The sequence below is a fragment of the Actinomadura geliboluensis genome (genome assembly GCF_043197915.1).
Taxonomy (GTDB): domain Bacteria; phylum Actinomycetota; class Actinomycetes; order Streptosporangiales; family Streptosporangiaceae; genus Spirillospora; species Spirillospora geliboluensis.
The window spans coordinates 1-18,857 of the sequence record NZ_JBICUA010000003.1; the positions used below are offsets into that span (position 1 = coordinate 1).

Below are 18,857 nucleotides of genomic sequence, written 5' to 3' on the forward strand. Positions count from 1 at the left end.
GTCGCTTGGATCTGCTTGAGCCGTGTGCCGTGACGAATGGCACGCACGGTTCTGAGGGGGCGGGGACGTAGTAATGCGTCCCCGCTACCCGACCAAGCAGTACATGCAGTACGAATCGGGTGCCCGGGTAATCAAGATCTACCACGGGAAATCCGTGCCGGTCCCCGTGCAGACGCCGGAGTATGCGCGTGCGCTCTTGCTCTCCGGCGGGCAGGCGCAGCAAAGCGATCGAGAGGTGGAGGCCCGTCGCAAGCGCCAGGAGATCCTCGCCAGGACGGACCCGCCGTACGTGTGGATCATCCTCGACGAGGACGTGCTGGACCGTCCGATCGGGGGGCCGCAGATCATGAGGGAGCAGCTCGGCCATCTGCTCGAAGTCGATGAACTGCCGCATGTGTCGGTACGCGTCATCTTGAGGTCGGTGGGCGCCCATCCCGGGCTGGACGGCGCCTTTCAGCTCCTCGACCTGGGAGGACGGCAGGTCTCTTATGTCGGTGCGCAGTTGGCCGGGCGCTTCATTGAAGCTGGTGACGAAGTTGCCGCTCTCGCGATACAGTTCGATCAACTTGGGGCATTGGCCCTATCTCGCGATGATTCGCGAAAGTTGATCGGAAAGGTGCGGGAGAGGTATCTGTGAGCGAATGGCGGAAGAGTTCCCGGAGTGGTGGCGTCAACGACAATGCCTGCGTTGAGCTGGCGAGATTTGGCGGCACTGTGGGCGTGCGCGACTCGAAAGACCCCGATGCGGGTCACCTCGGGCTCAGCCGCCGGGAGTTCTCTCAGCTGGTCGCGCGCATCAAGCGTGGTGGGCTCGCCCTGCGCGCGGGCGACTGAGGCGCCTTCTCATCCGGTGAGTCGGCGGTGACAGAGTTGGGCGGCGGCGATGTCGCGGCGCCTGTCAATACCCCGAAGGTCACCGCTTCGGACGACCGCGGGTAGACGCCCCAGACCACCGCGTGGCGGCAGCGTTGCGGTCATGAGCGTTCTCACCGACACCCGTGCGGTGGCCGCGGCGGCGGCCGCCGCCACCGTCGCCGTGCTGGCACCGCACCAACCGACCTACGACCGGGGCTTCGCCCCCGCCTGGGTGACGCTGGCGGGCGCCGCGCTCGCTCTGCTGTTCGCGTGGACGGAGCGCGCCTGGGCCGGACGGATCGCCGCGGTGCTCCTGCTGTGGGCGGGCGGCGGAGTCGTCCTGGACGGCTTCCGCGCCTTCTTCTGGGCGACCGGCATCCCGGCGGGCGACTTCGCGCAGGTCAACTGGGCCGGTGCGGCGACCCGCGGCGCCGGCCTGCTGACCTCGGCCCTGCTGGTGTTCGCGCTCGCCCGCCGGGCCCGGGGCCCCTGGCGTGAACGACCGTGGCTCGGATACACCGCGTTCACCCTGGCGTTCCCCTACCCGCTGCTGAAGCTGTACTGGTCGTTCGGCGGCGCCGCCGCCCGCCCGGAGCCGTACACCGAGGGCTTCCCGTACATGGAGTCGGTCATGCTCCTCGGCGGAGCAGCGCTCGCGCTGGCCCTCGTCCAGCCCTGGGGACGACGACTGCCCCGCCTGCCGCTGCTGGTGCCCGCGTGGGCGGCGACCGGCGCGCTGGTCAGCATGGGGGCGCTCGCCGGTTTCGGCACCGTCGCGCAAGCCGTCGGGCTCAGCGACGGTCCGGTCGACTTCGGTGATCCGCCGACCGTCGCGATGGTCGGCGCGGTCTACGGGTCGTGGCTGCTGTTCGGCCTGGCGCTGGGCGGCGCCACCCTGACCTACCAGCGGCTCACCCGCTGACCTACGCTTTCACCCCATGCGTGCGAACCGTGCGGACGTGACGTTGGCGTTCGTCACCGGCATGCCCCTGGCGAGCCTGTCGGCGCTCGTCGCCGCGCTCTCGCTCCCGGGAGCGCGAGCGGCGGTCCTCCTGATCGCGGCGGTCGTCGCCCACCTGGCCCTCATCGGACGCCGCACCCGCCCGATCGGCTCGCATGCCGTGGTCTGCGCCGCGTTCGCCGTGCAGACCGCGGTCACCGGGCTGTTCCTGGTGCTTCCGTCGGTCCTGGTCTTCCCCATGTCCGTGTACGCGGTGACGGCCTACAGCAGACGCACCCTCGCCCTGGCCACCGGTGTCCTCGGCTCCTGCGCGGTCGCCGCCCGCTTCGCCGCCGATGACAGCGTCCGCTCCGCGGACTTGGGGCCGAACCCGTGGCTGCTGCTCGCGCTGCTGCTGGCGATCGTCGCGGCGGCGTGGAGCATGGGCCTGGTCCGCCGCAGCCAGCTCGCCTACGCCGAGATCGCCGCGGAGAAGGCCCGGCATGACGAACGGACGCGCATCGCCCGCGAGATGCACGACGTCATCGCCCACTCCCTCGCCGTCATCGTCACGCAGGCCAAGGCCGGCCGCTACGCCCCGGACCACGCGGCCGGCGCGCTGTCCGCCATCGAGGACACCGGACGGGCGGCGCTCACCGACGTGCGCGGCCTGCTGTCCGTCCTACGCCCCGACCAGAGCCCCCAGCCGACGCTGCGCGACCTGCCGGCGCTGCTGGACCGGGTCCGCACCACCGGCCTCGAGATCGACCGCACCGACCAGGGCACACCGCGTCCGCTCAGCCCCGCCGCGGAGCTGGCCGCCTACCGCTTGGTCCAGGAAGGGCTGACCAACACCGTGAAACACGCGGGAACCACCGTCCGAGCGGCCGTCGACCTCGACTGGGGCGTCGACGCGCTGACCATCACCGTCCGGGACGACGGCGCGGCGGCTCCGTCCGCACCCGGCATGGGCCTGAGCGGGATGCGCGAACGGCTGCACGCGCTGGGCGGCTCCCTCACCACCGGCCCGGCCCGGGACGGCTTCGCACTGCGCGGCCGCCTTCCGTACCTGGAGACGCCGTGACCATCAGGGTCCTGGTCGTCGACGACCAGGACCTCGTCCGCACCGGTACCGTCCTGGTCGTCGATTCCCAGCCCGACCTGCGCGTCGTCGGGCAGGCCGCCGACGGAGCCGAAGCCGTCCGCCTGGCCCCCGCCGCCGACGTCGTGCTCATGGACATCCGCATGCCGGGCATGGACGGGGTCGAGGCCACCCGCAGGATCTGCCGGGACGCCGGGCCCCGCGTCCTCGCCCTGACGACCTTCGACCTCGACGAGTACGCGTTCGCCGCCCTCAGAGCCGGCGCCTCCGGCTTCCTCCTCAAGGACGCCCCCGCCGAGGAGATGCTCACCGCGATCCGGACCGTCCATCGGGGCGACGCCGTCATCGCCCCCTCCACGACCCGCCGCCTCCTGGATCACGTGGCCCCCGGCCTTCCCTGCCCCGCCGGCCCCGACCCCCTCACCGACCGCGAACGCGACGTCCTCCTCCACATCGCCCGGGGCCTGTCCAACGCCGAGATCGCCGCCCGCCTCCACCTGGCCGAGGGCACCGTCAAGACCCACGTCGGCCGGATCCTCACCAAGCTCGGCGTCCGCGACCGCGTCCAGGCCGTCATCTGGGCCTACGACCACCGCCTGGTCCGCCCCGCCTGAACGGCCCGCCGTACCGTCGCCTCAACACCGGATCACCGTGCAGCGAGACCTTCGTGATTGAGGTGGTCAACAGGGCGCGGGTGCGGACAACCGCAGGATGACCGGGTGGCGGACACCATCCCAGGGCCGCGCCCCGCGGGTCTAGCGTCGGGCCGCGTGAAGGAGAAGTTGATCGACATGCCGCGCCGCGCGCTCGCCGGTGTTCTCGGACTGGTGGCCCTCGGTGCGATCGTGTTCGCCGCCGCAGTGACGGACGGCCCGCCGCGCCCGCTGCCGGCGGACGCTCCGGCGGGTGAGTTCAGTGCCGCGCGAGCCCTCGGCCATCTCGACCGGTTCGCCACCGAGCCGCGGCCGATCGGCAGCGCGGCGAGCAAGCGGACGCGCGAATACCTCGTCGGACGCCTGCGCGCCGAAGGTTTCGGCGTCCAGGTGCAGCGTGCGGTCGGGGCGTCGTCCAGTACGGGGCTCGCGACGTTCGGGCTGGTGGAGAACGTGGTCGCGACACTCCCCGGCAGCGACTCCACCGGAACGGTCATGCTGGCCGCCCACTACGACTCCGCGGCGATGGGGCCCGGCGCGTCCGACGACGGTGCGGCGGTGGCCGCGATTCTGGAGACGGCCCGCGCGCTTCGGCAGCAGGGCCCGCTGCGCAACGACCTCGTCCTGCTGCTGTCGGACGGGGAGGAGGACGGCGTCCTCGGCGCCGAGGCGTTCGTCCGGGAGCACCCGCTCGGGCGGGCCGGGGGCGTGCTGCTCAACTTCGAGGCGCGCGGGGCGGGCGGGCCCGCGCTGATGTTCGAGACGACCCGGCGCAATGCCGGGCTGGTCGGCGCGTTCGCGGACGCGGCGCCGAGACCGCACGGCGACTCCTCCATGGTGGAGATCTACCGGATGCTCCCGAACAACACTGATTTCACCCCGCTGTCCGAAGCCGGGTTCCGCGGCATGAACTTCGCCTGGGTCGAGCGCGGCTCGCACTACCACACGGCCACCGACTCGATCGCCAACCTCGACCGCGGCAGCCTCCAGCATCACGGCGCCACCATGCTCGCCCTCGCCCGCACGCTCGGCGATACCGATCTGGCTGATCTGGACGACGGGGGCGACGCCACCTACTTCCGGCTGCCCGGAATGATGGTGACCTACCCGGGCGCGCTCGTTCCGCTGCTCACCGTGCTGTCGGTCGCGGTGTTCGGCGCGCTGGTCGTCACCGTACGGAAGCGGCGGCTGGCGAGCCTGCCGCGCATGATGGTCGCCGCGGTGTCCGCGGTGCTGCCGCTCCTGCTGGCGGCCGTGCTGGCACAGGTGCTGTGGAGTGTCCTGGCGGGCGTACGTCCCGAGTACGACACGATGGGCGGCCTGCTGCACCGGCCGGTGCCCTACCGGGCGGCCGTCGCCGCGCTGACCGTGCTGGCCCTGTTCCTGTGGTACGCGCCGTTGCGACGCAGGCTCGGCCCCGCCGCGCTGGCGGTCGGCGCGCTCGCCTGGCCGACCGGTCTCGGCGTCCTGCTCACGTGGGCCGCGCCCGGTGCCGCGTTCCTGTGCGCGCTGCCCGCCCTGACGTGCGCGCTCGGCGGTCTCGGCGCCGTCCTGCTGCCGCGCGGACGGTTCGGGGCGCTCATGCTCGGGATGCCGGCCCCCACGCTCCTGCTGCCCGCCTGGGCGCACGCGGTCTTCGACGGGATGGGACTCGCGCTCGCGGGCGTGCCCGCGCTCGCGCTGGCTCTGTTCGGTTTGACGCTGCTTCCCCTGGCCGAGCTCGCCCTGCCCGAGCGCCGCACCGTGCTCGTCGTGGCGTCGGTCCTCGCACTCTCCGTCGCGCTGGCGGTGACCGGCCTCGCCGCCGACACCGTCGACCGGTCGCGCCCTCACCGCACCCACCTGGCCTACGTGATCGCCGCCGACAGCGGCATCGCGCACTGGGTCAGCGGTGACACCGATCCCGGTCCCTGGACTCGGCGGTACGCGACCGGCCGAGACCTGGGCGGGCTCCCGCCCGGATACGCGCGCAACCTGCGGTGGACGGGCCCCGCCCACCCGACGCGGGCGGCCGAGCCCGAGGTACGGGTCGTCTCCCGTGACGGCGACGCCTTCCGGCTGCGAGTCACCGCCGGCCGTGGCGCCCGTTCGGTGACGCTGCGCTTCGACCACCCGGTCACCGAGGCGTCGGCGACGGTCCGCGGCCACGCCCCCGCACGGGTCACGGTCAGCGGGGTACGTCGGAAGACCTGGCCGGGCGAGGTCCGCTTCCGCGGCCTGCCCGCGGACGGCGCTTCGATCACCGTGCGCGTTCCAAGCGGCGGACGGCTCACCGCCATCGCGGAGACGGACGGTCTCACGGCCGCACCCGGCTTCGTGCCACCTCCCCCCGGCCTGGTGCCCTCCACTCGCGAGGACGGCAACCTGACCGCGGTCACCCGCACCTACACCTTGCGATGAGGTACCGCGGCGGAGTGTCTAGTCGCGGTGGCGGAGGACGCCGGTCGTCTTCTTGGTCCGGTGGTCGGCGGCGTAGTACACGATGTCGGCCCTGCCGTCCTTGCGTCTGGTCAGGGTGATGTCGCCGACGTCGCACCCGGACAGCCCGGCGGTGAAGTTCGTCCGGAGCACCAGGGAGTTCCCGGAATGGGAGACGGGCACGGCCGTCCCGATGCATTTGCCGTGCAGGTACCGCACTTCGCCGGACTTCTCGCCCGCCTTGAGGGTCAGTTCGACGGCCCATGTCGCGCGGCTGCCGTAGTGGTCCTTGACGTTGCCCGTCCACGTGCCCGCCAGGTCGCGCGGCACGACCGTCTCGGAGGCCGGTTCGTCGGGTTGCATCGCCACGAGCGCGGCGATGCCCAGGAGCAAAGCTAAGCCCGTGAGGACGACGAGCACGCAGCCGATGCCGAGTTTGGAGCCGCCCCCGCGGCGCGGGACGGACGGGTGGTGGTGGTGGATGTGCCTGACCCGGGGCGGGGGAGGGGGCCCGGGGACGGTGGTCGTCCGGGGGCCGGGACGGCGTGCGCCCGCCGTGGCCATGTCCCAGGGGTCATCGATGTCCGAGGGGTCTTCGATGATCTCCTCTTGGGCCGACTCCGGGGGCCGGCGGGCGGCGTCGTAGCTCGCGCGGTGGTTCAGGAGGACGTCGCGGGCGGCGTTGAGGAGGCGGAGGCGCTCCTCCGCCTCGGCCTTGGCCGACGGGTCGGTGACCCGGTCGGGGTGGTGGGCCGTCGCCAGGCCGCGCCAGGCCCGCTGGATCTGGTCCGGTGAGGCGTCCGGCCGGACGCCCAGGAGCTCGTAGGCGTCGTTGCCGTCCAGTTCGTTGAAGCCGGCCCGCAAGGATCAGCGGCCGATCCGGCGGGCGACCGAGGCGCGGTAGCAGGTGAGGGACCAGTGCGCGGTGGCGTCGGTGTGCCCGGCCGGGACGATCTTGGTGCCGGTCGCGAACGTCACGTCCTTCGCGCCGGCGAGGTACAGCACGAACGCGTCGAGCCGGTGGTCGAAGCCCTCGTAGTACCAGTTCTCGCGGAGCACCTTCCGTTCGGCGGTGAACGGCGCCTGCAGCAGCTCCTGGGCCAGCGGCGGGAGGTTGCCGAGGACGCCCTTGGCCGCCGAGCCGAGGCCGATGTCGGGCGGCGCCGCGGCGTGGCCTGACATCGGCGCGCCGCCCCGGTACGGCGGCGGGCGGTGGTCCACCTGGACGTGCCGGAGTGAGCCGGGCGCGAACTGGAACGAGGTGATCGCGTACACCGGGCGGTGCTCGGTGTTCACCCGCGGCTCGGCGATGGACAGCCCCGCCTCGCCCAGCGTCACGGCGTAGCAGCGTCCGTCGCCGCTCGACGCGTCCTCGCGGGCGAACCAGTCGATGGGGTTGCCGGACAGTTCGGCGAGGCGCTGCCGGGTGCGCTCCCCGACCGTCGGCCAGCATTCCTCGCGGAGCCGTCCGCCGCTCAGCCCCATCTCGCCCGGACTGTGGACGGGAGCGGTGCGCGGCGCGACCGTCCCGGCGTCCCGCCGGACCTCGGGACTGCTGGAACCGTACGGGACGATCGACCCCATGCGCGCACCCCTCGGCCATTCAATTGACGATCCCGGGCCAGTTTAGTGGCGGCCGCGCCGGCCGGGCGGCGGCGTGTCGTTGATCGTTACCTTATGGTGCCGCCCGCGGGCGCGGCCGTCGCTATGGTTCTCGATCATGTTGCGATGGGGCGGGCGGGCGGAATCGATTCTGTGGGTGGCCGCGGCCGCGCTGAGCGCGGTCCCTCTCGTCCTCGACGCCGTGTTCGAGTTGCTCGGGCGGCAGTGGAGGGGGTACGGCTTTGGAGTCGTCCTTTCCCCCGGCCAGTGCACCGCCTGGTTCCATCAAACGGACGTGGTGCAGGCTCCGGGGTTTCTGATAGTCAGTGCCAAGCCCTATCTGGTCGTTGTTCCGGCGTTCCTGATATGGCTGGTGACAAAGCGGCGGGCTGCGGGATGGGCGGCCCTGGCCATTCTGGTGCCGGTGTTTCTCGTCCATCCGCTGATGTTCGGGTATGACCTGGCTCGATGGGGGCGGCAGTGCACGGACCTGTGGCTCACGCCCTGGCCCGGTCTGCAGATCGCATGGTGGACGGGCCGCCTCGTGCTCGTCACCCTCCTGCTGGCGGCGGTCTACCGTCCGGGACGCCGGATGGTGCGCGCGGTGTCCGGAGTCCTGGTGGCCGGGCTCGTGCTCGGCGCCGCCGGCGACCAGAGAACACCGCAGCCGATAATGGCCGGCCCGCGGGACTGCCCCAAGGTGCTATTCCAGCCCTCGCAGCGTTCGGAAACGCTGGTGCCGACTGTCAAGAGCATGTCGGAAGGGGAGAGGTACCTCGCCTATCTGTGCTCCGTCCGGGGCCATCCCCAGTTCCCGTCCTGGCGTCGCCCGGCCCCGGAGGACCCGTTGTCCGACGCCGCCCTGCTCGATATGGGAAGGCGTGCCTGCCTCGGTGAGAAGCCGGCACCGCAGACGGACCTCGGACGCCATGGCGCGCACTGGCCTTCGGTCGTCGAAATGGCCTACCTGTGTCCCAGGCGGGCGACGACGCAATTGCGCGAGCTGGAACGGAACCTGGCGGCGATGCAGGCCCAGTACGGGCGGGAGAAAGCGCAGGTAACGGCATATTGCAAGCGCACCGCGCCGAAGGGTCCGAAACCCGTCACCGAGGCAACGGACGCCATGTCGGGCGGCGAGAGCGGCAGCTATTTCGTCGGGACCGAGGGCGACTCCTTCGACGCGGCGCTCAAGAACGGGCTGGTCGCGAGCGACGGCCGCTCCGTCACGGTGATCACCGGGACGCAGGGAAAGCTGTGCCTGACCGTCCGCGCCTACCGGAAGGCGCCGCCGCTCGACCTCAAGGGCTGGGACGAGGTCGCCGAGGTCGGTTTCGACAGCCCGGACGGACGCTCCACGGTCGGCTCGATGGACGGCCCGAGCGACTTCCCGCCCGTCACCGCCGCCGGTCCGGGGCCGTACCGCCTCCGCGTGTACGTCCGCGGCCGCGACGAGCCCGAGGCGTTCTTCCCGGACATGCCCGCCGAGAAGCACCTCCTGGTCGTCTTCCCCGGCGAATCAAAGAAGCCGAAGTCCTACAAGAACGGCGAACCCTGACGCCCGGCTCAGGCGGTGTCGATGGCTTCGGGGGAGAGGATGTTGTCCAGGACCATCGCCGCGCAGCCCTTCAGGCCCGCCTGCTCGCCCAGGCGGCTCGGCTCTATGCGCAGGGTGCGGGTCGCGAGGGCCGTGGAGCGCTGGTAGACGGTTTCGCGGAGGCCCGCGATCAGGGGTTCGTCGGCGCCGACCAGGTCGCCGCCGAGGACGACCACGGCCGGGTTCAGGAGGTTGACGGCGGTCGCGACGACCTCGCCGATGCGGCGGCCGGCGTCGCGGAGGAGGGCGACGGTGGCGGGGTCGCCGGAGCGGGCCAGCGCGGCGAGGGCGGGGAGGTCGTCGGCGGGCGAGCGGGCCAGCAGGGCGGTGCCGCCGGCGATGGCCTCGACGCAGTTGACGTTGCCGCAGCGGCAGGGGGCGTCGAGGGGCGACGGGACGGGGACGTGCCCGATCTCGCCGGCCGCGCCGAGGGCGCCGCGCTGGATGCGGCCGCCCGCGATGACGCCCGCGCCGATGCCGGTGGAGACCTTGACGAACAGCAGGTCGTCGACGCCGGGGTGGGCCTGGTGCTCGCCGAGCGCGGCGGCGTTGACCTCGTTGTCGAGGTAGGCGGGGACGCCGAAGCGGGCGGAGATCGGCGCGCCGATCTCGACGGCGTCCCAGCGGCCGGCGGCGTGCTCGACGGCGTCGGGGACGCCGAGGCCGACGCCCCGGATCGACGCCTCCGCCACGCCGGAGGAGGCGAGGAGGGACGTCCACTCCTCCAGGAGGCGGGGGAGGGTCTTGCCGGGGGACGTCTCCGCCGGCGGCCCGTCGGCGCGGGCGAGGATCGTCCCGGCGAGGTCGCAGACGGCGAGCTGGCCGCGCGACTGGCCGAGGTTGGCGACGAGGACGGCCCCGCCGGCGGCGTTGAACTCCAGCCGGGCCGGGGGGCGGCCGCCGGTGGACGGCCCGGTGGTGCGCTCGACCACGAGGCCGCGCGAGATGAGGGCGGCGACGCGGGACGCCACGGCGGGACGCGACAGCCCGGTGATGCGGCCCAGGTCGGCGCGGGTGGCGACGCCGTCCTCGCGGATCAGGCTCAGCATGTCGCCGGCCGTGGAGGGACGGGAGACGGGGCGGGGCATCCGGTCAGTCAAGCACGCGGGCGTTCAGTGCGTCCAGTTGGCGCAAGATACAGACTTTTGTCATCTGAAGTTCATAAGTGGGGTTGAAGGGATGACCTATGTCCCGATAGCTTGGCGATCTAGAGTTCCCCCTGGTCTGGAGCGTCCTATGCCCGTACATCCCGTGCTGGAGGCAGTGACCCGGCGCGTCGTCGAACGGAGCGCCGGCACGCGCGCCGCGTACCTGAGCCGGATCCGCGACGCCCGGACGGAGGGTCCGGTCCGCAGCGGCATGGGCTGCGCGAACCTCGCGCACGGCTTCGCGGCGTGCGGCGTCCAGGACAAGCTGTGGCTCCGCGGCGACGTCACGCCGAACATCGCGATCGTGTCGGCGTACAACGACATGCTGTCGGCGCACCAGCCGCTCCAGGACTACCCGGACATCCTGAAGGGCGCGATCCGCGCGGCGGGCGGGACGGCGCAGTTCGCCGGGGGCGTGCCCGCGATGTGCGACGGCATCACGCAGGGCCGCGCCGGCATGGAGCTGTCGCTGTTCAGCCGGGACGTGGTGGCGATGGCGACGGCGGTGGCGCTGTCGCACGACATGTTCGACGGCGCGCTGCTGCTCGGCGTCTGCGACAAGATCGTGCCGGGGCTGGTGATCGGCGCGCTGTCGTTCGGGCACCTGCCGGTGATCCTGGTGCCGGCCGGGCCGATGGCGTCGGGGCTGCCGAACGGGGAGAAGGCGAAGGTCCGCAAGCGGTACGCGGCCGGGGAGATCGGCCGCGAGCAGCTCCTCGCCGCGGAGGCCGCGTCCTACCACTCGCCCGGCACCTGCACCTTCTACGGGACGGCGAACTCCAACCAGCTGCTCATGGAGGTCATGGGCCTGCACCTGCCGGGGGCGAGCTTCGTCCCGCCGGGCACGAAGCTGCGGGACGCGCTGACCGAGGCCGCCGGGCGCCGCGTCCTGAAGCTGACGGACCTGGCCGGGGAGTACACGCCGATCGGCGAGCTGCTGGACGAGCGCGCGTTCGTCAACGGCGTCGTCGCGCTGCTCGCCACGGGCGGCTCCACCAACCACACGCTGCACCTGGTCGCGATGGCCGCGGCGGCGGGCATCGAGCTGACCTGGGACGACTTCGACGAGCTGTCCGCGGTGACGCCGCTGCTCACCCGCCTCTACCCGAACGGCACCGCCGATGTGAACCACTTCCACGCGGCGGGCGGCACCGCGTTCCTCATCGGCGAGCTGATCGACGCCGGGCTCCTGCACGAGGACGCGCGGACGGTCGGCGGCGCCACCCTCGCCGCGTACCGGAACGTTCCCGAGTACGCGGCGGGCAAGGCGGAGTGGCGGAGCACCGTCACCGAGTCGGGCGACACGAACGTGCTGCGCCCGGTCGCGGACCCGTTCGACACCCACGGCGGCCTGCACACCGTGCGCGGCAACCTGGGGCGGGCGGTCATCAAGGTGTCGGCCGTGAAGCCGGAGCACCGGACGATCGAGGCGCCCGCGCGCGTTTTCGACTCGCAGGAGCAGCTCCAGGAGGCGTTCGCCGCCGGGGAGCTCGACCGGGACGTGGTCGCCGTCGTCCGCAACCAGGGCCCGCGCGCGAACGGGATGCCGGAGCTGCACCGGCTGACCCCGCCGCTGTCGGTCCTGCAGGACCGCGGCCACCGGGTCGCCCTCGTCACGGACGGTCGTATGTCGGGCGCCTCTGGGGCGGTGCCCGCCGCGATCCACGTGTCGCCGGAGGCGGCCGCGGGCGGCCCGCTCGCCCGCGTCCGCGACGGCGACATCGTCCGGCTCGACGCGGACGGCGGCGTGCTGGAGGTCCTGGTCCCGGAGGAGGAGTTCGCCGCCCGCGAGCCCGCCGCCGCGGCGTCCGGCCAGACCTACGGCACGGGACGCGAGCTGTTCCAGGCGTTCCGCAATGCCGTGGGGCCCGCTGAGCGCGGCGCGGGAGTGTTCGCATGAGCGGCGTGTGGCTGGTCGCGGACGTCGGGGGGACGAACGCGCGGTTCGCGCTGCTGGACGGGCCGGACGGCGTCCCGTCCGAGGTGAGGTCGCTGCCCACCGCCGACTATCCGGGGCTCGCCGAGGCGGCCGCCGCCTACCTCGGCGCGGTCGGGGTGCGGCCGGCCGCCGCGTGCCTGGCGGTGGCGGGGCCCGTCGCCGGCGGGACGTACCACCTGACCAACGCGGGCTGGCCGCGCGGCGGCGTGGAGCAGGTGCGCGCCCACCTCGGCGTGCCGCACCTCGACGTCATCAACGACTTCGAGGCGCTCGCCCTGTCGCTGCCGCGCCTCGGCCCGGACGACCTGGTCGCCGTCGGCGGGCGGACCCCCGCCCCGGCCACGGGTGCGGCGGCGCTCGCGGTGGTCGGGCCGGGCACGGGGCTCGGCGTCGCCGGGCTCGTCCCGACGCCGCACGGCTGGGTGCCGGTGCCCGGCGAGGGCGGGCAGGTCGAGGTCCCGGCCGCGACCGACCGGGAGATCGAGGTGGCCCGGCTGCTCCGCGCCGAGAAGGGCGCGGCGACCGCCGAGTACCTGCTGTCCGGGGCCGGGCTCGCCCGCGTCCACCGGTACCTGTCCGTGCTCGACGGCGCGCCCGCCGCGGACCTCACCGCGCGGCAGATCACCGAGCGCCGCGACGACCCGCGCTGTATGGAGGCGCTGGAGATGTTCTGCGCGCTGCTCGGCTCGCTCGCGGGGAACGCCGCGCTGACCCTCGGCGCCCGCGGCGGCGTCTACCTCGGCGGCGGGATCCTGCCGCGCATCGTGGACGTCCTGCACGGCAGCGCGTTCCGCGCCCGCTTCGAGGGGAAGCCCCCCGTCGAGGACTACGTGCGCGCCATCCCGACCGCCCTCATCGTCCACCCCGGCCCGGCGCTGGTCGGCGCCGCCGTCCGGCTCGCGCAGAGCCTGCCCGACATGGAGCCCGCATGATCGCCGAAGACCTGCTCGACCTCGCCCCCGTGATCCCGGTCGTGGTGCTGGAGGACGCCGGGGCCGCCGTCCCGCTCGCCCGCGCCCTGGTCGAGGGCGGGCTCCCGGTGATCGAGGTGACGCTGCGCACCCCGGCCGCGCTGGAGGCGATCACCCGGATCGCCGCCGAGGTGCCGGACGCCGTGGTCGGCGCCGGCACCGTCGTCCGGCCCGAGGACGCCGAGCGCTCGGCCGCCGCCGGGGCGCGGTTCCTGGTGAGCCCCGGCTGCACGCCCCGCCTCCAGGCGGCGATGGTCGCGACGGGCCTGCCGTTCCTGCCGGGCGTCGCGACCGCGTCGGAGGCGATCGCGCTGCTGGAGGGCGGGATCACGGCGATGAAGTTCTTCCCCGCCGAGGCCGCGGGCGGCACCGCCTACCTGAAGTCGCTCGCCGGGCCGCTGCCGCGGATCCGGTTCTGCCCGACCGGCGGGATCGGCCCGGGGAACGCCGCCGAGTACCTGGCGCTGAAGAACGTCGGCTGCGTCGGCGGCTCCTGGCTGACCCCGGCGGACGCCGTCCGCGACGGCGACTGGGACCGCGTGCGCAAGCTCGCCGAAGAGGCGGCCGCCCTGCGGTGATGTCACGATTGAGACGGGTAGTCCCGTCTCAGGGATATGAACACCACAGAGACGCTTGAGAGCCTGAAAAAGCAGCGGACCGTCCTGCTGACGTCCTACCGCAAGGACGGGACGCCGGTCGGGACGCCCGTCAACGTCGTCGTGCTCGGCGAGCACGCCTACTTCCGCACCTACGACAAGGCCGTCAAGACGAAGCGGCTGGCGCGCAACCCCGAGGTGGAGATCGAGCCGAGCACCTTCCGGGGCAAGGTCACGGGCCCGGCGGTGCACGGCCGCGTCCGGCTGCTCAGCGAGGAGGAGTCGCAGCCGATCCGGCGGCTGCTGGCCCGCAAGCACCCCTTCCTGCAGGGGTTCGCGGTGCCGTTCTTCCACCGGATGAAGCACTACCGGACGCTCCACTACGAGGTGACCCTCGGCTAGCGGCGGCCGCCGGCGGCGTGCGGGCAGGGGCCCGCGGTCAGCCGCGGCGCGTCCCCGTGCGGGACGAGGTCCATGCGCAGCCGGCCGCAGGCGCAGCGGGTCCAGAGGACGACGCCTTCACTGGTGAGGTGGCGGGACACGAGGGTGCTGTGCTGAGTCATGACAGCAGTCTGCAACCGGTCGAATGTTGCCGTCCATTTCAGATTTCCTCAGTGGATCGTGCAATATGTTTTCATGATTGATCTGCGGCGGCTGCACATGCTCCGGCTCGTCCACCAGTACGGGACGGTCACGTCCGCGGCGGAGGCGCTGCACCTCACCCCGTCGGCGGTGTCCCACCAGCTGCGCGAGCTGGCGCGGGAGCTGAAGGTGCCGCTGCTGGAGCCGCAGGGCCGCAAGGTCAGGCTGACCCCGGCCGCGCACCTGCTCATCGCGCACGCGGACGGCCTGCTGGCCAGGTGGGAGGAGGCCCTCGCCGAGCTGGAGTCGCACCGCGCCGGCGCCGCCGGGCCGCTGCGCATGTGCGGGTTCACGACGGCGGTGGGCGGGCTCATCGCCCCCGCCGCCGGCGCCCTCAGGCGGGACGACCCGGACCTCGCGGTCGAGGTCCGGGAGTGCGACACCGCCGAGGCCCTCGGCCTGCTCGCCGCCGGGGAGACCGACATCGCGGTCATCGAGCCCACGCCGGACGCGCCGCCGCCCGGCGACCCGCGCTTCGACCGCGAGCTGCTGCTGGAGGAGGCGCTCGACCTCATCGTCCCGGCCGCCCACCCGCTCGCACTCCGGGCGGGCCTCACCCGCCTGGAGGACGCGGCGGGCGAGACGTGGATCAGCGTCGAGCCCGAGGTCTGCGCCCACCACCAGCAGGTCCTGACGTACTGCGCCGCCGCCGGCTTCACGCCCCGGTTCGCGCACCACGCCACCACCTGGTCGGTGATCTGGTCGCTCGTCGCGCACGGCCTCGGGGTGTCGCTGGTGCCGCGGCTGGCGGACGGGCCGTCCGACCAGCCGGTCGTCCGGGTCCCGCTGGGCGGCGACGGCGTCCCGAGGCGGCGGGTGCTGACCTGCGTGCGGCGCGGCAGCCGCGACCATCCGCTGATCGCGCGCGGCCTGCGCGCCCTCCGCGACGCCGTCCCCGGCCGCTGCGCCCCGCCCGCCGCCGCCTGAACGGCCGGCGGGAGCGGGGCCGGTGCCTCAGGCGTGCGGCGGCCGGTGGCGGGGGCGGCGCACCCCGAAGGCCAGCAGCGCCGCGCGGATCAGCCAGACCGCCAGCGCGATCTGCAGGACGACCAGGACCCCCGTGCCCGGCCCGGCGGTGAAGGCGAGCACCAGGAACACCGCGAGCAGCAGCGGGAACGCCGGGAAGTGGGGCCCGTGCCGGTGGCGGGCGGCCAGGTGCCGGTGATGGCGCTGCCATGCGGGGTGCCCCGGCCCGCCGAACGCCGCCGGGCCGGCGAGCGGCCCCGGCCCGCCGATGAACGGGCCGGGGAAGGCGAGCGGCGCGCCGGGGCCCGCGGCCTTCTCGGGCTCGGGGAGGCCGGTCGGCGCCGGCAGGTCCTCGACCAGGGTGCGCAGGTCGCCGCGCGTCTTGGCGGTCAGCGCGGTGTCCAGCCGCTCGTCCAGCTCGCCGCGGTCCAGCCGGCCGGCGGCGAAGTGGTCGTGCAGGGCGACCATGACCGCGTCGCGCTCGGCGTCGCCGACGCGGATCTCGTCGTGGCGTGCCATGGCTACTCCCCGCCCGCGGCCGTCGGCCCCGGGTCGTCGTCGGCGTCGTCCCGGGCGTCGTCCCGCGTGTCGAGGTCGTCGGCCAGGATGCGGTACAGGCCGCGGCGCGCGTCCGCGAGCACCTCCGTGGCCTGGGCGACCTGGGCGGACGACCCGGAGTGGACGATCTGCATCACCGCGGCCCCCGTCTGCGCGGCCTGCTTGAACAGCTCGGGGACGCCCTCGCCGAAGTCGGGCGTCATCTCCGCCCACGGCTCGGCGAGCCGGTCGGCGTTCTCCTCGGTGTAGGCGCGGCCCTCGTCGGTGAGGCGGAAGGTGCGGCGGCCGCCGCTCTCGTCCCCGGCGATCAGGCCCTCGTCGGCGAGCTGCTGCAGCGCCGGGTAGACCGCGCCGGGGCTCGGCTTCCACGCGCCGCCGCTGCGCTCGTTGATCTCCTGGATGATCTGGTAGCCGTTGCGCGGCTCCTCGGCCAGCAGCACGAGGATCGCCGCGCGGACGTTCCCCTTGCGCGCCTTGCCGCCCCGGCCCCACGGGCCGCCGCGTCCGCGCGCCCACGGCGGGCGCGGGCCGGGGCCGTGGCCGCCGAACGGCCCGGGGCCCCACGGGGCGCCGCCGAACAGCGCGCCGAAGTTCGGGAACTCACCGCGCCCCCACGGGCCGTGTCCGTGCATGTGTCCCATGTTCTGACACCACCTTCTGAGATCACTCTCTGATCCCTCGCGATACGACAACGATATATCGAAGACGTTTCGCTGAGCCAGTGGGTTCCCGGACATTTCCGCGGGGCGGACACGCTTTCGCCGACGGCGAACCGGGCATGATCCCCGATACCGGCCACTGCCGTCTGATTCCGCGAATCTTGGGTACCACCCGGCCGAGGGGGACGATGGGCACACACGAGGCGGTGACCGCGCCCGGCGCGGTCGGCACACCGGACGTCGCGGCACCCCGCCCCCGCGCCAGGAACGAGCTGCTGCTCGGCCTGGCGCTCTTCACCGTGTACTCGCTGGTCACGATGCTGCCGGAGCAGGCCAGGACGGGCCCCGCCCGCGCCCACGGGGAGATGCTCTTCCGGCTTGAGCGGGCTCTGCACCTCGACATCGAACCCGCCCTCAACGGCTGGCTGGCCGACCAGTCGGCGCTGCGCCTGCTCGCCAACTACGAGTACGCGGTCACCTACATCGGGAGCGCGCTGGCGCTGCTCGTCTGGTTATTCCTGCGCCACCCCGACCGCTACCGGACGGCCCGCAACGCCTTCGTCCTGCTCAACCTCGCGGCCCTGGCGTGCTTCGCCCTCTATCCGGTGATGCCGCCGCGGCTGATGCCCGACCTCGGGTTCGTCGACACCGTCTCCGAGGGCCGCACCTGGGGGTCGTGGGGCTCGCCGATGGTGCGCCACGCCGACCAGCTCGCCGCCGTCCCGTCCCTGCACATGGGCTGGACGCTGTGGGTCGGCGTCGAGCTCGCCCGCGTGAAGGCGAAGCGGTGGGTGCAGTGGTTGAACCTCGGTCACATCCTCCTTACGCTCTACGTCATCCTGGCGACCGCGAACCACTTCATCGTGGACGCGGTGGCCGCCGTCCCCTTCGTGGTGGTCTCCGTGTACATCGCCGAGCGCATCGCCCACCCGCACCGGCCGTCCGCCCGCATCCAGGGGCCGGACGCCTTCTTCCTCGCCGTGGAGACGCCCGCCGCGCCGCAGCAGGCCGGCGGCGTCATCATGCTCGACACCTCGAAGGGCGAGGTCGGGCGCGAGGACCTCGTCCGGGTCATCCGGGAGCGGCTGGACGGGCTGCCCCGCTTCCGGCAGCGGCTCGTCCGCCGCGGCCGGTGGCGCCGCCCCGTCTGGCGCGACCACGACCCGGTCGACTGGGAGTGGCACGTCGCCGAGCGGGAGGTCGACGGCATGGCGGGCCTGCGCGCCGCCGTCGCCGAGCTCCAGGCGGAGCTGCTGCCGCTCGACCGGCCGCCGTGGCGGATGGTCGTGATGAAGGGCGCCGAGCCCGGCCGCACCGCCGTCGTGTACCTGATGCACCACGTCGTCGCCGACGGCGTCGGCATCGTCGCGCAGGCGATGTACCTGATGGAGCCGCCGCCCGACAACCTCGGCGCCCGGTTCCCGCGCAAGCCGCTGCGGAAGGCGCTCGCGACCGTGGCTGGGCTCGGGCAGCTCGCCTCCGCCGTGACCAGGCCGGAGCCGCTGCCCGCCGCCGGGACGTCCGAGCGCCGCTTCGGCAGCATGTCGCTCCCGCTCGCCCAGGTCCGGGACGTCGGCCGCCGCTACGACGCGCGCGTGACCGACGTGGTGCTGTGCGCGGTCGCGGGCGCGCTGAACCGGGTCGTCAGCGAGGAGGACGGGCGCCCCGACACCTGCCGCGTCGCCGTGCCGCTCATGATGCGGCCGCCCGGCAGCGCGATGGTCGGCAACCACACCACGGCCGTCATGGTCGACCTGCCGGTCGGGAAGATGGCCGAGCCCGACCGGCTCGCCCTGATCGCCGAACGCAGCCGCGTGCTGCGCTCCGGCACCCGCGCGCAGGCCGCCTGGTTCGTGATGTGGCAGGCGGGCCGCGTCATGCCGGCGCCGCTGCACGGCCGGTTCGCCCGGATGTCCTACAGCGGGCGCTTCCTGCAGGGCACCGTGTCGAGCCTCCCCGGCCCCGACAAGGCGCTGCGGCTGGCGGGCGCCCCGCTCACCGCCGTGTACCCGATCGTCCCGCTGGCGCCGGGCGCGCCGCTCGCGATCGCCGCGCTCGGCGTCGACCGCGAGCTGTGCTTCGGCCTCTCCGTCGACCCCGGCCTGGCGGACGACGCCGACGCCCTGATGGACGCCGTCCGCGACGTCATCGAGGAGCTGCGCGACGGCCCGGAATGACGCCGATCCGGGGTGACGGGATCCGGAGTGACGGCGG

General features: G+C 73.6%; 19 protein-coding genes. 13 read left to right on the top strand and 6 right to left on the bottom strand.

The genetic code is table 11. The features are described from left to right. Positions 1 to 103: 103 nt before the first annotated feature. The 6 genes from ACGFI1_RS10435 (at position 104) to ACGFI1_RS10460 (ending at position 5,950) form a co-directional block, all read left to right on the top strand. On the top strand, positions 104 to 637 hold the full coding sequence (locus ACGFI1_RS10435) for a DUF5753 domain-containing protein (RefSeq protein ID WP_392784597.1): 534 nt from the start codon (positions 104 to 106) through the stop codon (positions 635 to 637). Next, positions 634 to 834, top strand: coding sequence for a DUF397 domain-containing protein (locus ACGFI1_RS10440; RefSeq protein ID WP_387072023.1), 201 nt, complete (start codon positions 634 to 636; stop codon positions 832 to 834). Before ACGFI1_RS10435 ends, ACGFI1_RS10440 begins: the two co-directional genes overlap by 4 nt. A gap of 142 nt (positions 835 to 976) precedes the next feature. Beyond that, complete coding sequence (locus tag ACGFI1_RS10445; RefSeq protein ID WP_387072026.1) at positions 977 to 1,777, top strand: hypothetical protein; 801 nt, start codon at positions 977 to 979, stop codon at positions 1,775 to 1,777. Positions 1,778 to 1,793: 16 nt separating this feature from the next. Next, entirely contained in the window at positions 1,794 to 2,879 is a 1,086-nt protein-coding gene (locus ACGFI1_RS10450; protein ID WP_392784600.1) for a sensor histidine kinase, read from the top strand. Beyond that, positions 2,876 to 3,511: a response regulator gene (locus ACGFI1_RS10455; RefSeq protein ID WP_392784602.1), complete on the top strand. Its 636-nt coding sequence runs from the start codon at positions 2,876 to 2,878 to the stop codon at positions 3,509 to 3,511. Before ACGFI1_RS10450 ends, ACGFI1_RS10455 begins: the two co-directional genes overlap by 4 nt. A gap of 156 nt (positions 3,512 to 3,667) precedes the next feature. After that, on the top strand, positions 3,668 to 5,950 hold the full coding sequence (locus ACGFI1_RS10460) for a M20/M25/M40 family metallo-hydrolase (protein ID WP_392784604.1): 2,283 nt from the start codon (positions 3,668 to 3,670) through the stop codon (positions 5,948 to 5,950). Between the two features lie 18 nt (positions 5,951 to 5,968). Here the strand turns inward: ACGFI1_RS10460 and ACGFI1_RS10465 are convergent, their stop codons facing one another. Beyond that, positions 5,969 to 6,832 carry a J domain-containing protein gene (locus ACGFI1_RS10465; protein WP_392784606.1) on the bottom strand — a complete coding sequence of 288 codons (864 nt, stop codon included), beginning with the start codon at positions 6,830 to 6,832 and terminating at the stop codon, positions 5,969 to 5,971. 3 nt (positions 6,833 to 6,835) lie between these two features. Continuing rightward, positions 6,836 to 7,552 (bottom strand): hypothetical protein, encoded by a 717-nt coding sequence (locus tag ACGFI1_RS10470; protein WP_392784608.1) that lies wholly within the window; start codon positions 7,550 to 7,552, stop codon positions 6,836 to 6,838. Between the two features lie 136 nt (positions 7,553 to 7,688). On the opposite strand from ACGFI1_RS10470, the gene ACGFI1_RS10475 reads away from it, so the two are divergent. Then, positions 7,689 to 9,125 (top strand): hypothetical protein, encoded by a 1,437-nt coding sequence (locus ACGFI1_RS10475; RefSeq protein WP_392784610.1) that lies wholly within the window; start codon positions 7,689 to 7,691, stop codon positions 9,123 to 9,125. A gap of 8 nt (positions 9,126 to 9,133) precedes the next feature. Here the strand turns inward: ACGFI1_RS10475 and ACGFI1_RS10480 are convergent, their stop codons facing one another. After that, a complete protein-coding gene (locus ACGFI1_RS10480; protein ID WP_387072041.1) occupies positions 9,134 to 10,252 on the bottom strand; it encodes an ROK family transcriptional regulator in 1,119 nt (372 codons plus the stop codon). A 148-nt stretch (positions 10,253 to 10,400) separates the two neighbouring features. On the opposite strand from ACGFI1_RS10480, the gene edd reads away from it, so the two are divergent. From edd to ACGFI1_RS10500, 4 genes are read left to right on the top strand one after another with little or no spacing between them, the layout of a single operon-like run. Continuing rightward, positions 10,401 to 12,212, top strand: coding sequence for a phosphogluconate dehydratase (gene edd, locus ACGFI1_RS10485; protein ID WP_392784613.1), 1,812 nt, complete (start codon positions 10,401 to 10,403; stop codon positions 12,210 to 12,212). Beyond that, on the top strand, positions 12,209 to 13,183 hold the full coding sequence (gene glk, locus ACGFI1_RS10490; protein ID WP_386871477.1) for a glucokinase: 975 nt from the start codon (positions 12,209 to 12,211) through the stop codon (positions 13,181 to 13,183). The genes edd and glk overlap by 4 nt, the downstream gene beginning before the upstream one ends. Continuing rightward, the gene (eda, locus tag ACGFI1_RS10495; RefSeq protein ID WP_301174305.1) at positions 13,180 to 13,800 is read left to right on the top strand and encodes a bifunctional 4-hydroxy-2-oxoglutarate aldolase/2-dehydro-3-deoxy-phosphogluconate aldolase; all 621 of its coding nucleotides are present in this window, start codon (positions 13,180 to 13,182) and stop codon (positions 13,798 to 13,800) included. The genes glk and eda overlap by 4 nt, the downstream gene beginning before the upstream one ends. Positions 13,801 to 13,836: 36 nt before the next feature. Continuing rightward, positions 13,837 to 14,220: a PPOX class F420-dependent oxidoreductase gene (locus ACGFI1_RS10500; protein ID WP_301174306.1), complete on the top strand. Its 384-nt coding sequence runs from the start codon at positions 13,837 to 13,839 to the stop codon at positions 14,218 to 14,220. On the opposite strand, the gene ACGFI1_RS10505 is transcribed toward ACGFI1_RS10500, so the two are convergent. Continuing rightward, entirely contained in the window at positions 14,217 to 14,381 is a 165-nt protein-coding gene (locus tag ACGFI1_RS10505) for a hypothetical protein (protein WP_301174307.1), read from the bottom strand. The two genes, ACGFI1_RS10500 and ACGFI1_RS10505, sit on opposite strands and share 4 nt — an antisense overlap. A gap of 73 nt (positions 14,382 to 14,454) precedes the next feature. On the opposite strand from ACGFI1_RS10505, the gene ACGFI1_RS10510 reads away from it, so the two are divergent. Continuing rightward, positions 14,455 to 15,387, top strand: coding sequence for a LysR substrate-binding domain-containing protein (locus tag ACGFI1_RS10510; RefSeq protein WP_387072049.1), 933 nt, complete (start codon positions 14,455 to 14,457; stop codon positions 15,385 to 15,387). 27 nt (positions 15,388 to 15,414) lie between these two features. Here the strand turns inward: ACGFI1_RS10510 and ACGFI1_RS10515 are convergent, their stop codons facing one another. Beyond that, positions 15,415 to 15,945, bottom strand: coding sequence for a DUF1707 SHOCT-like domain-containing protein (locus tag ACGFI1_RS10515; RefSeq protein WP_392784617.1), 531 nt, complete (start codon positions 15,943 to 15,945; stop codon positions 15,415 to 15,417). A 2-nt stretch (positions 15,946 to 15,947) separates the two neighbouring features. Beyond that, positions 15,948 to 16,616, bottom strand: a complete 669-nt coding sequence (locus ACGFI1_RS10520; protein ID WP_392784619.1) for a PadR family transcriptional regulator — start codon at positions 16,614 to 16,616, stop codon at positions 15,948 to 15,950. Positions 16,617 to 16,831: 215 nt separating this feature from the next. Here ACGFI1_RS10520 and ACGFI1_RS10525 point away from each other — a divergent pair, with 215 nt between their 5' ends. Next, complete coding sequence (locus ACGFI1_RS10525; RefSeq protein WP_386871487.1) at positions 16,832 to 18,820, top strand: bifunctional phosphatase PAP2/O-acyltransferase family protein; 1,989 nt, start codon at positions 16,832 to 16,834, stop codon at positions 18,818 to 18,820. Positions 18,821 to 18,857: the final 37 nt, after the last annotated feature.

Coding starts and splice junctions, on each gene's coding strand:
- ACGFI1_RS10480 (WP_387072041.1), bottom strand. CDS start 10,252: ATGCCCCGCCCCGTCTCCCGTCCCTCCACGGCCGGCGACATGCTGAGC.
- ACGFI1_RS10520 (WP_392784619.1), bottom strand. CDS start 16,616: ATGCACGGACACGGCCCGTGGGGGCGCGGTGAGTTCCCGAACTTCGGC.
- ACGFI1_RS10505 (WP_301174307.1), bottom strand. CDS start 14,381: ATGACTCAGCACAGCACCCTCGTGTCCCGCCACCTCACCAGTGAAGGC.
- ACGFI1_RS10525 (WP_386871487.1), top strand. CDS start 16,832: ATGGGCACACACGAGGCGGTGACCGCGCCCGGCGCGGTCGGCACACCG.
- glk (WP_386871477.1), top strand. CDS start 12,209: ATGAGCGGCGTGTGGCTGGTCGCGGACGTCGGGGGGACGAACGCGCGG.
- ACGFI1_RS10500 (WP_301174306.1), top strand. CDS start 13,837: ATGAACACCACAGAGACGCTTGAGAGCCTGAAAAAGCAGCGGACCGTC.
- ACGFI1_RS10510 (WP_387072049.1), top strand. CDS start 14,455: ATGATTGATCTGCGGCGGCTGCACATGCTCCGGCTCGTCCACCAGTAC.
- ACGFI1_RS10435 (WP_392784597.1), top strand. CDS start 104: ATGCAGTACGAATCGGGTGCCCGGGTAATCAAGATCTACCACGGGAAA.
- ACGFI1_RS10475 (WP_392784610.1), top strand. CDS start 7,689: ATGTTGCGATGGGGCGGGCGGGCGGAATCGATTCTGTGGGTGGCCGCG.
- ACGFI1_RS10515 (WP_392784617.1), bottom strand. CDS start 15,945: ATGGCACGCCACGACGAGATCCGCGTCGGCGACGCCGAGCGCGACGCG.
- edd (WP_392784613.1), top strand. CDS start 10,401: ATGCCCGTACATCCCGTGCTGGAGGCAGTGACCCGGCGCGTCGTCGAA.
- ACGFI1_RS10470 (WP_392784608.1), bottom strand. CDS start 7,552: ATGGGGTCGATCGTCCCGTACGGTTCCAGCAGTCCCGAGGTCCGGCGG.
- ACGFI1_RS10445 (WP_387072026.1), top strand. CDS start 977: ATGAGCGTTCTCACCGACACCCGTGCGGTGGCCGCGGCGGCGGCCGCC.
- eda (WP_301174305.1), top strand. CDS start 13,180: ATGATCGCCGAAGACCTGCTCGACCTCGCCCCCGTGATCCCGGTCGTG.
- ACGFI1_RS10450 (WP_392784600.1), top strand. CDS start 1,794: ATGCGTGCGAACCGTGCGGACGTGACGTTGGCGTTCGTCACCGGCATG.